Origin of the sequence: Mycobacterium sp. NAZ190054 (assembly GCF_001545925.1) — a bacterium.
Lineage (GTDB): Bacteria > Actinomycetota > Actinomycetes > Mycobacteriales > Mycobacteriaceae > Mycobacterium.
In genome coordinates, this window is sequence record NZ_LMVQ01000261.1 from 1 (window position 1) to 5,319 (window position 5,319).

The following is a 5,319-nucleotide window of genomic DNA, read 5'->3' on the forward strand; positions in this document are numbered from 1 at the left end:
GCCACCATCAGCAGCTGCTTGAACAACTGAGGGCTCTGCGGCAGCGCATAGAACGAACCGGGCTGCAGCCGTGCGGGCCCTGCCACGCCGCGGACAACTCGGCGAGCTGCCGGTCCTGGATCGCGAGCGCGTCCCGTGCCGCGCGCACCGCGTCCTCCAGCGCCACGCAGTCATGCTGCAGCACCGACAGATCCATCCCGTCCTCGGTGCCGTACCAGTCACGCAGCTGGGTCTCGTGCGTCGTCAGATCGGGGTGATGGTAACCGAGCTGGCGACACGCCGACACATACTGCTGCACGGTGTCGACTGCGGGCAGACCCTGCGCCAGACGTGTTGCGGCATCGAAGCTCTCGGCCATCGCCGCTACCCCACCCGCTCGGCGGCGCGGGCGTCGGCGCCCTGGTAGCGATCCGCCGAAGCCCGCAGCGCCGCCGCGATCTCCTCGGCTGCCCGCGACCACTGGCGCAGCGTGGTCACCACGTCGAACAGCTTGTCGCGCAACGCATCACCGTGTGCGACGTGAGCGCGTCCCGCCGCCGCGCCACCGAACTCGAGACCGCTCAGCCGGGTGCGCACGGTGGCGTCGAGGATCGCCGCCGCCGTCTCGTACTCACGCGCGACCGCGCGCACCGCCACCGTGTCGACGCGGGCCGCGCCTGAAGTTCCCATATGAGATTGGACGCCGGCCGGGCCCGACCGGTTCCCGCGGTTTTCAGCTCTCTGCGCTGACCGATTCCGCCACGCGCACCGCCAGCTGCCGCGCAGTGTCCTCGTCGGCGGCTTCCACCATGACCCGGACCACCTGTTCGGTTCCGGAGGGACGCAACAGAATCCGGCCGGTGTCACCGAGCTCGGCCTCGACGCTGGCGACCGCGTCCCGTACCGACGGAGCGTCGGCGACGGTCGCCTTGTCGGCGACGGCGACGTTGATGAGCACCTGTGGAAGAGTCTGCATCGGTTCGGCCAGTGCGGCCAGGCTGCGGCCGGTCTGGGCCATCCTGGCCATCAGCCGCAGACCCGTGACGATGCCGTCACCGGTGGTGCCGAAGCCCGGCAGCACGATATGCCCGGACTGCTCGCCGCCCAGTGCGAACTGCCCGGCACGCATCTCCTCCAGCACATAGCGGTCTCCGACGCCGGTGGTGCGCACGTCGATGCCCGCCGACCGCATCGCCAGATGCAACCCCATGTTGCTCATCACGGTGGCGACCAGGGTGTCGGAGGTCAGTTCGCCGGCCTCCTGCATCGCCAGGGCGAGCACCACCATGATCGCGTCGCCGTCGATGATGCGCCCGTGCGCGTCGACGGCCAGGCACCGGTCGGCGTCGCCGTCGTGGGCCAACCCGAGGTCGGCGCCGTAGGAGACCACCGCGGAGCGCAGCGCCTGCATGTGGGTCGAGCCGCAGTCGTCGTTGATGTTCAGGCCGTCGGGTTCGGCATGGATGGCGATCACGTTGGCCCCGGCGGCGCGGTAGGCGCGCGGCGCCGCATCCGACGCCGCGCCGTGCGCACAGTCGACGACCACGGTCAACGCGTCGAGCCGGGTGGTGGCCGCCTTGCCGACGTGGCGCAGGTAACGCTCCAGCGCGTCCTCGCCGTCGAGGACGCGGCCGATGCCCGCACCGGTCGGACGTGCGCCCGGGCCCTGCTGCACCAGTTCCTCGATACGGTCCTCGGTGGCGTCGTCGAGTTTGTGCCCGCCGGGCCCGAAGATCTTGATGCCGTTGTCGGGCATCGGGTTGTGCGACGCCGAGATCATCACCCCGAAGTCGGCGTCATATGCGCTGGTCAGATACGCCACGGCGGGTGTCGGCAGCACGCCGACCCGCAGCGTGTCCACGCCCTCGCTGGCGATCCCGGCGATGACGGCGGCTTCCAGCATTTCCCCGCTGGCCCTCGGGTCACGCCCGACCACGGCGACCCGTCTGCGATTCTCTCCGGTCCTGCCGAGTCGCCGGGCCGCCGCCGAACCGAGTGCCACCGCCAGCTCGGCGGTCAGCTCACGGTTGGCGACGCCGCGCACCCCATCGGTGCCGAACAGTCGAGCCATCGTGACAACCTCTCACAGGTCTGGGCTCCCGAGCCAATTGCCTCGGCGTGATTATCCACGCCGCAGTCGTGCCGCCGGCTCGAAAACGGCTCACCGCCCGCAACCTGTCACGGATGCGGGCGGTGAGGAGGGAAGATCTGACTACCCTTCGTTCTCGCTGGGCAGCGGCGAGTCGCCGTCCTCGCCCGCGCCGGTGCCCTCAGGAGCCCCGAGACCCTCGCCGGTGCCGCTCTCGCCCTCAGTCGCAGGCTCCTCGGCCGGGGCCTCCGGCGCCGGGGACTCCTCCGCCGGGGCCTGTGGTGCCGGGGACTCCGCCGGAGCAGCCGGCGCGGCGACGTTCTGGGCGACCACGAGGTCACCGCCCGGCAGACCGGAGCACACCGTCTGCTGGACGCCGTCGCCGTCGACCTGCGTCGCGGTCGTGAGCACATCGGCCGGAACGGCGGCGCAGATGGCGGCGGCCGCGGCGGCGGCCCTGTCCACGGTGACGCCCTCGGCGAGGGTGACCTCACCGATCGCCAGGTTCACGAGGCCGTCGGCGGCCTGAGCGGGTTGTGCGGGCTCCGCCGGCTGGGCATGCGCCGCGCCGAGGCCGACGGAGAAGAGCAGCGATCCACCGAGGACAGCACCCGCTGCGGCGTTCTTGACGAAGGTCATCAATCACTCCTTTGCGTTCATGGAGCCACCGGCAAGAGAGTCTCGCCGACGCCGTGGGGGCGCCCCGGCTCCAGATTTCGAGGGTTACGTACCCCATCGGCCGAATTCAAACCGCTCCGCCCAGCGAAAGCGGACCCCACTGTGTGCCTAATTAACTATTTCGGCGTCCACCACGCTTATCGGGCCAGGAACATTTCCTGAATTGGCCGATGTGTGACAGACCACATTTCTCCGCACCGCCATTTCGGGCGATTTCCTCCCGACGTTCCCCCGCGAGTTCTCCGGAAACGCCTGACGCCCGGCCGCTCGCATCGCGAGCAGACCGGGCGCCGGGACGGGATCGATCAGCGCTTGCTGTACTGAGGCGCCTTGCGGGCCTTTTTCAGTCCGTACTTCTTGCGCTCGATGGCACGCGGGTCACGCGTGAGGAAGCCGGCCTTCTTCAGCGCCGGGCGGTCCTCCGGCTGAACCAGGATCAACGCGCGGGCGATGGCCAGGCGCAGCGCACCGGCCTGCCCGGACGGGCCGCCACCATCGAGGTGGGCGTAGATGTCGAACTGCTCGAGGCGGTCGACGGTCACCAGCGGCGCCTTGATGAGCTGCTGGTGCACCTTGTTGGGGAAGTAGTTCTCCAACGACCGGCCGTCCAGGTTGAACTGGCCGGTGCCGGGCACCAGGCGGACCCGGACCACGGCCTCCTTGCGGCGGCCGACGGTCTGGATCGGACGGTCGATCAGCACGGGCTCGCGGTGAGCGACGTCGGCCTCGGCGCTGTAGTCGCCGGTCTCGACGACCTCAGCGGTGTCGGTGTATTCGGTCTCGGTCCCAATTTCCGATGTCACTGAGCCACCTGCTTGATCTCGTACACGGCCGGCTGCTGAGCGGCGTGCGGATGGTCCGGTCCGGCGTAGACCTTCAGCTTCTTCTGGACCTGCCGGCCGAGCTTGTTGTGCGGGAGCATGCCGGTGATCGCGTTCTCGACGACGCGGGTCGGGTGCTTCTGCAGCAGCTCGCCGATGGAGCGCTTGCGCAGACCGCCGGGATAACCCGAGTGGCGGTAGGCGAACTTCTTGTTGAGCTTGTCGCCGCTGATGGCGACCTTGTCGGCGTTGATCACGATGACGAAGTCACCGCCGTCGACATTGGGCGTGAATGTCGGCTTGTGCTTGCCGCGGAGCAGCTTCGCTGCTTCGACGGCGAGCCGGCCGAGCACCACGTCGGTGGCGTCGATGACGTACCACGAGCGCGTGGTGTCACCCGCCTTCGGCGTGTACGTAGGCACAGCGCTTACCTTCTCTTTCTCGGGTGGATCCCGGGATGTGACCCGGGGGCCGGTCAGGCGTACGCGTTCACATGCCTCGGCGACCGGCGGGGACCCGAGGCGGACGGCGACCGGACGGCCGGCGCACACCAACGTGGCAGCTTACCCGCGGGTGTCGTCGCAGGTCAAAACGTGCTCCGCGCCGACAACGGCGGCGTGGACCGCCGAACTCGATTCGACCCGCAACCGGGCGATGCCGGGCGCCACCGAATTGGGCAGCAGCGGCCCCGTGTAGAGATCCAGCGCGCGACGTACGTCGCCGGCCTCCAGGGCACGCAACACGAGGTCGAGATCGCTGGTGACGGGTACGAGCAGCCGGTACGGTTTGGAGCCGACGAAGCGCGCCCCGATCGCCCGCCGCAGCCGCGACATCTCGGCCCGCACCGACACCACGTCGAGGTCGTCGTCGAGCAGCACGGCCAGGTGGTCGGCGCTGAGCCCCTCCGGATGTCGCGTCAGCAGCACCAGGATGTCGGCGTGCCGCGGGGACAGGGTGCTGGTGTGCATCGCGCCGGCGCCGTCACGCACCGACCACCTGGCTCGTTCGGCACCCAGCACGGTCAGCCGCGCGCCCGCGTCGCCGTCCGCGGGCTCGGCGCCGCCCTCGGTCAGCCGCCGCACGGCCAGGTATTTGCCGACGGCCAGCGCCGTCGCCCGCACCAGCGCGAGCGTCTGCGGCGTCGCGGCGGACGAGTGGCCGGTCATGTCGATGGCACCGAGGACGACCCCGGTGGTCGGATGGTGCACCGGTGCGGCCGTGCAACTCCACGGCTGGGCCACCCGGGAGAAATGCTCCCAGCCGCGGATCTGCACCTCGCGGCCGAGGACCAGCGCGGTGCCGGGCGCGTTGGTGCCGGTGCTGCGTTCGCTCCAGTCGGCTCCGGGCAGGAAGTTCATCTTCTCGGCCTTACGGCGGGCACGGTGGTCACCCTCGACCCACAGCAGGGTCCCGCTGACGTCGGTGACCGCCACCACGCAGCCGGACTCGGCGGCGTCGTCGACGAGGAGCCGCCGGATCAGCGGCATCGCCGGCGTCAGCGGGTTGTCGCGACGGAGGCTCTCCAGGACGCTGTCGCTCGCCGACCGGGGGCCCTGACGGTTCGGGTCGACGCCCCGGCCGAGGCTGCGGCGCCAGCTCTCGGCGATGACACCCGGCAGCGACATGTCGACCGCGTCGGCACGGATGATCAGGCCCCGCTGCGGACGGCTCTTCACCCCGGTCACCTCGATCGGGATGTCGGCGTCGACCCACGGCGCCCCGTGCAGCGCCGCGGCCGCCAGCCCGGCGATC

At 70.4% G+C, this 5,319-nt stretch carries 6 protein-coding genes and 1 pseudogene; all 7 read right to left on the reverse strand.

The window, feature by feature from the left end; translation table 11 throughout:
• Window positions 1-77: pseudogene (locus ASJ79_RS34870) on the reverse strand (amino acid--tRNA ligase-related protein); the annotation flags it as partial.
• Window positions 78-363: 286 nt separating this feature from the next.
• The gene (locus ASJ79_RS18045) at window positions 364-669 is read right to left on the reverse strand and encodes a type VII secretion target (RefSeq protein WP_067957910.1); all 306 of its coding nucleotides are present in this window, start codon (window positions 667-669) and stop codon (window positions 364-366) included.
• Window positions 670-712: 43 nt separating this feature from the next.
• A complete protein-coding gene (glmM, locus tag ASJ79_RS18050) occupies window positions 713-2,050 on the reverse strand; it encodes a phosphoglucosamine mutase (protein WP_067957913.1) in 1,338 nt (445 codons plus the stop codon).
• A gap of 141 nt (window positions 2,051-2,191) precedes the next feature.
• Window positions 2,192-2,707 (reverse strand): hypothetical protein, encoded by a 516-nt coding sequence (locus ASJ79_RS18055; protein WP_067957916.1) that lies wholly within the window; start codon window positions 2,705-2,707, stop codon window positions 2,192-2,194.
• A gap of 344 nt (window positions 2,708-3,051) precedes the next feature.
• Entirely contained in the window at window positions 3,052-3,447 is a 396-nt protein-coding gene (gene rpsI / locus ASJ79_RS18060) for a 30S ribosomal protein S9 (protein ID WP_156448509.1), read from the reverse strand.
• A gap of 98 nt (window positions 3,448-3,545) precedes the next feature.
• Window positions 3,546-3,989 carry a 50S ribosomal protein L13 gene (gene rplM / locus ASJ79_RS18065; RefSeq protein ID WP_067957923.1) on the reverse strand — a complete coding sequence of 148 codons (444 nt, stop codon included), beginning with the start codon at window positions 3,987-3,989 and terminating at the stop codon, window positions 3,546-3,548.
• A gap of 141 nt (window positions 3,990-4,130) precedes the next feature.
• Window positions 4,131-5,219: a GAF domain-containing protein gene (locus ASJ79_RS18070; protein WP_231750908.1), complete on the reverse strand. Its 1,089-nt coding sequence runs from the start codon at window positions 5,217-5,219 to the stop codon at window positions 4,131-4,133.
• Between the last annotated feature and the right edge of the window lie 100 nt (window positions 5,220-5,319).